The 4018-nt window shown below is 54.2% G+C and carries 5 protein-coding genes; 1 reads left to right on the top strand and 4 read right to left on the bottom strand.

What is annotated here, in order from left to right; all coding sequences use genetic code 11:
• A partial coding sequence (locus NW837_RS07655) for an NAD(P)H-hydrate dehydratase (RefSeq protein WP_414330382.1) occupies window positions 1-1200 on the top strand: 1200 nt, incomplete at its 5' end.
• Window positions 1201-1237: 37 nt separating this feature from the next.
• Here the strand turns inward: NW837_RS07655 and NW837_RS07650 are convergent.
• From NW837_RS07650 to NW837_RS07635, 4 genes are all read right to left on the bottom strand, one after another.
• On the bottom strand, window positions 1238-1966 hold the full coding sequence (locus NW837_RS07650) for a hypothetical protein (protein WP_414330380.1): 729 nt from the start codon (window positions 1964-1966) through the stop codon (window positions 1238-1240).
• 50 nt (window positions 1967-2016) lie between these two features.
• Complete coding sequence (locus NW837_RS07645; protein ID WP_414330377.1) at window positions 2017-2649, bottom strand: hypothetical protein; 633 nt, start codon at window positions 2647-2649, stop codon at window positions 2017-2019.
• 18 nt (window positions 2650-2667) lie between these two features.
• Window positions 2668-3135, bottom strand: coding sequence for a hypothetical protein (locus NW837_RS07640; RefSeq protein ID WP_414330374.1), 468 nt, complete (start codon window positions 3133-3135; stop codon window positions 2668-2670).
• 673 nt (window positions 3136-3808) lie between these two features.
• Entirely contained in the window at window positions 3809-3946 is a 138-nt protein-coding gene (locus NW837_RS07635) for a DUF4351 domain-containing protein (RefSeq protein ID WP_414330371.1), read from the bottom strand.
• Window positions 3947-4018 lie beyond the last annotated feature (72 nt).

Raw genomic sequence — 4018 nt, 5'->3', positions numbered from 1 at the left:
TGCGATTTGTTAATTGATGCCCTGTTTGGGATCGGTTTGAACCGACCCTTGGGGGAGCCTTGGGCGGGGGCGGTGGGGTGGGCCAATGGCAGTGGGATCCCCATCCTTAGCCTGGATTTGCCGTCTGGCCTCAACGACCAAACCGGGGAAGTCTGGGGCTGCTGCATTCGCGCCAGCCATACCTATACCCTTGGCCTTTGGAAACGGGGGCTGTGGCAGGAAGCAGCTCTGCCTTGGGTAGGACGGTTACATCGCGTTGATTTTGGGATCCCCGCTTGGGCCTGCCCAGAGGATGAGGTTCCCCGGTTGTTGCTGCGGCCTTGGCAGCACTTTCCCGCGGATCCCCCTTTGGATACCCACAAATACCGCCAGGGATCCCTGTTGTTGGTGGCAGGCTCGGCAGCCTATGCTGGAGCAGCGGTGTTGGCGGGGCTGGGATCCCGCGCCAGTGGGGTGGGTATGGTGACGATGGCGGTGCCGGCGGAGTTGAAAGGACTGATCCACAGCGCCTTGCCAGAGGTTTTGGTTCATGCCTGGGAAGGGATCCCTTCTCTGCCGCCGGTTGCCGAGAAACCCTTTCAGGCGGTGGCCGTGGGGCCGGGCTTGGGAGAAACCCGCTTACCGCTGCTGGAACTCCTGCTGCGGGATTGGGCCGGGATCCCCTGGGTTATCGATGCCGATGGCCTCAATGCTCTGGCGGAGATGGGGGTAGAGCGCCTGCCAGAAAACGGGATCCAGGCCATCCTCACCCCCCACCTGGGGGAATTTCGGCGGCTTTTTCCGGGGATCCCGCTTGGGGATCGCATCGAGGCAGCCCAAAGGGCGGCAGCCCAGAGTGGAGCAGTGGTGGTTTTGAAAGGGGCGCGGACGGTGATCGCCTCTCCCACTGGGGAATGCTGGGTGAACCCGGAAAGCACACCGGCTTTGGCCCGCGGTGGCAGCGGCGATGTCTTGACCGGTTTGATCGGGGGCCTAGTGGCGCGAAGAAGAGCTCAAGCCGGTCAACCTTTGGACGCTCCCGCCCTGCTCAGTTGCGCCTGTGCGGGGGTGTGGTGGCATGCTCAGGCGGCTGTCCATCTGGCGCAAGAACGCGGCCTAACGGGAGTGGATCCGGCACGGCTGGCGGAGCATTTGCCCCAGGCGCTGCAAGCTCTTCAACAGGAGGAAGTTGTTCATACCGTGTCGCAGGCGGGTGAATAAATACTCTAAGTCATAGCCCAAGCCTTCCTGCTTGCTCCTACCCTCCACTAGGGGTCACCCGGTAAAGGGCACAGGAATAGAATTCTGGCTGGTTACTCGAAAGCCTTGGACAGGCCACCAAACCAAAGCCCGCATCCTCCACCACTATCTTCTCCGGCTGCAAGCTAAAATCCTGCGGGATCCGGAAAATCGGACTCAGGGATCCCTGAGGGGACACCCGTGCCAACCCACTGCGCCAAGACCCTTCTGCATCTTCCAAAAGACGACTCTGCCCCAACAAAGCCACTAAGTTGGCTCCTTGTAGGTCAATATCCCGGATGGGTACAGAATCTCCACCATTTTGTTCTCGTATCACCCGCCCATCCACCACTACCGCTAGCCCCTGACTGGGATTGGCCTTGAGAATACTCGGATTCCCTTGGTTATTGGCCAGAAAATAATACTCCTGCCCGACGAGCTTGGTTGCGGAGTTATCCGAGATAAGCGAAAACCCAGGCGGGAAAAAAGCACTCAAATCCATCACCTGAGTGGTTTGCCCTGTGGCATCCACCTGCAGCAACTCCTGACCACAACAGGAACGCAGCCAATCCCGACTTTGCCGAGCCATAATCACCGGGAAGCTATACCGGGTGAAAACGACGCTATTGCCCACCTGAACGAGGTTGGATAGGTATTCTGCAGTTCCTCTTCCGAAGGCCCCAAATGGGAGATCATCCACAAACGTCGAGACTTGGCCCTGGGCATTCACTTTGTTCAAAACCCCCACATTCCGGGTTCCAACCCCTGCATCAAAGCTCCGAGTGCCTTTCAGCAGCATCACCCCATCTTCAAATGCACCGATTCTGCGGAACCACTCTGAATAGCCTGGCCATTCATTTTTTTCTGCATTGTTTGACCAAGAAGATTAATTAGAGTTTCTTGGACATTAAACCTTTGCAATAGTGGCCTTAGAATATCATTTGCATTTGGGGCTTTTAGAAGAACACGAGCATATTGCCACGCTTGAGGGTCTGACAGTTCTGGCAGTGCTTCCCGAATCTTGAGTGCAATGGATGCAACGATTTGAAAGGTTGGGTTGTCTGCTGCTTGAGTTACATTTCCAGACGCAGTTATTCCTCCCAAAGCCATGCTGTAAGCAAGCCAATAGTTTGCGATGTCTTGCTCGAACCCAATGTTGTCTTTGAGTCGGCTCAATACATTCTCTTCGTTTCCTCCAATGGCAGCAATGATCCTATCAAGATTATTCTCAGCGTCATCTTTTGCAGTTGCTAACCCGTTAATATAATAGATTCTAGACTTAAGAATAGATTCAGTAGTATTGAAACCTAGGTTGGGAGAAACGACTGAGTAGATAGTTGATTTGTTCGGTAATGAGCAAGACTTGAGAATCAGTACAGACAGGCAACAGCACAATAAAACAACAAGACGAACAGTATTTCGACCGAACATCCATTTATCCTCACTAATCTAGCGAATTGGGTCAGTACATGTCCATTCTTCTGCGCCAACGACTTGTCCAGAGAACTTGGCATCAACAGTTAAATCTGCAATAACTCTTTCCTGGGTGTTAAGCATTTGAAATTGCACTTCCCTTACTGCCTCAGCAACTTCATCAATCAGGTCGAATTCATTTGCCCCGCCAAATGCTAACCGCGCACATCGAATTGCTCGGAAACCATCAAGCACTCTTGCACGCACCTGGTCTCGACTATCCCTGTCAACATTCACGATGCTTGCCTGTAAAGCTTTGGCGTATCGCAGCATGGCCTTCCGCTTCAGCTCATCATTGGGATACCGGCGGTAAATCCAGCGCTGCACATCATCACGCACGCCATCTCCATCGGCATCAATCCCCTCCAAAGTTTGCTTGCCCGCCTCCCCTGGATCCGGTGGCAAATTCGGAAACAATCTATCCAGTTCATCGACCGGGATCATATCTGGAGAGGGATCCTCACCCGGATTTTCTGGCACAAATCCAGTAGTGGGATCAGGATTGGGCTCTTCTTCTGCACTGGGGGCAGAACCTGGGGGTGGGGGTGTACCACCCGAGCCACCACTGTCTTCAGCAGGGGATCCGGATGGATTACCCCCTGGGGATCCCTCTGTTTCGACCGGATTTGTTGGATCAGCAGGGGATCCGGATGGATTGCCCGTAGAACTTGGGGATCCCGGAGTGGGAGAAGCCGAAGCCACAATAGTGGGCTGCACGACTCCTGGCAAATTCGCCAGAGAAGAACCTCCCCCGCCACTGCACCCACACAGCAACACCAACACAGAAGAGAGCATCAACATAAGCAGTATCCTGAGGCCGTTCATAATCGCCTTGGTTCTAGCAGTTCAAGTGGCACAAGTGACCCCCACAGGGATCCGGCAATCCTTCTATTGGAGCTACAAGCAACACAAAATTAGGGCAGGGATCCCTAGAAGGAACTCTCTCAGGAGGATCTACCGTTCATCACCCGACAAGAGCAAGACTGGATTTGCAGCCTGATGCTCAAGCAGAAACTAACATCTGCTTCAACAAAGTGCAAGTGCGCTGCAACACACGGGCTCAATCTTTAGATTCGTCAGCGTATGATACGGAGCCCTTTTTTGAAGGGGAGAACCTTTAATGGCTGAATCCATCAAGCCAGGTGGTGAGGCCAATCAACGACTGGAACTCCAGCAAGGCTAGACCCAGCTCTTCCAAGCGCTCCACCGATAAAGACCGAATCTGAGCCTCCACCTCCTCAGGCAGGGATCCCATTTTGCCAATCTTCTCAGTGGGAAAAGCAGCCAGAAAGGAGTGACCACCTCAGGGATCCCCGTGGATTGTAGT

Source organism: Synechococcus sp. R6-10 (assembly GCF_047461815.1).
GTDB lineage: Bacteria > Cyanobacteriota > Cyanobacteriia > Thermostichales > Thermostichaceae > Thermostichus.
Note: the sequence above shows the minus strand (reverse complement) of the source record. Positions and strands in the feature narration are given on the sequence as shown.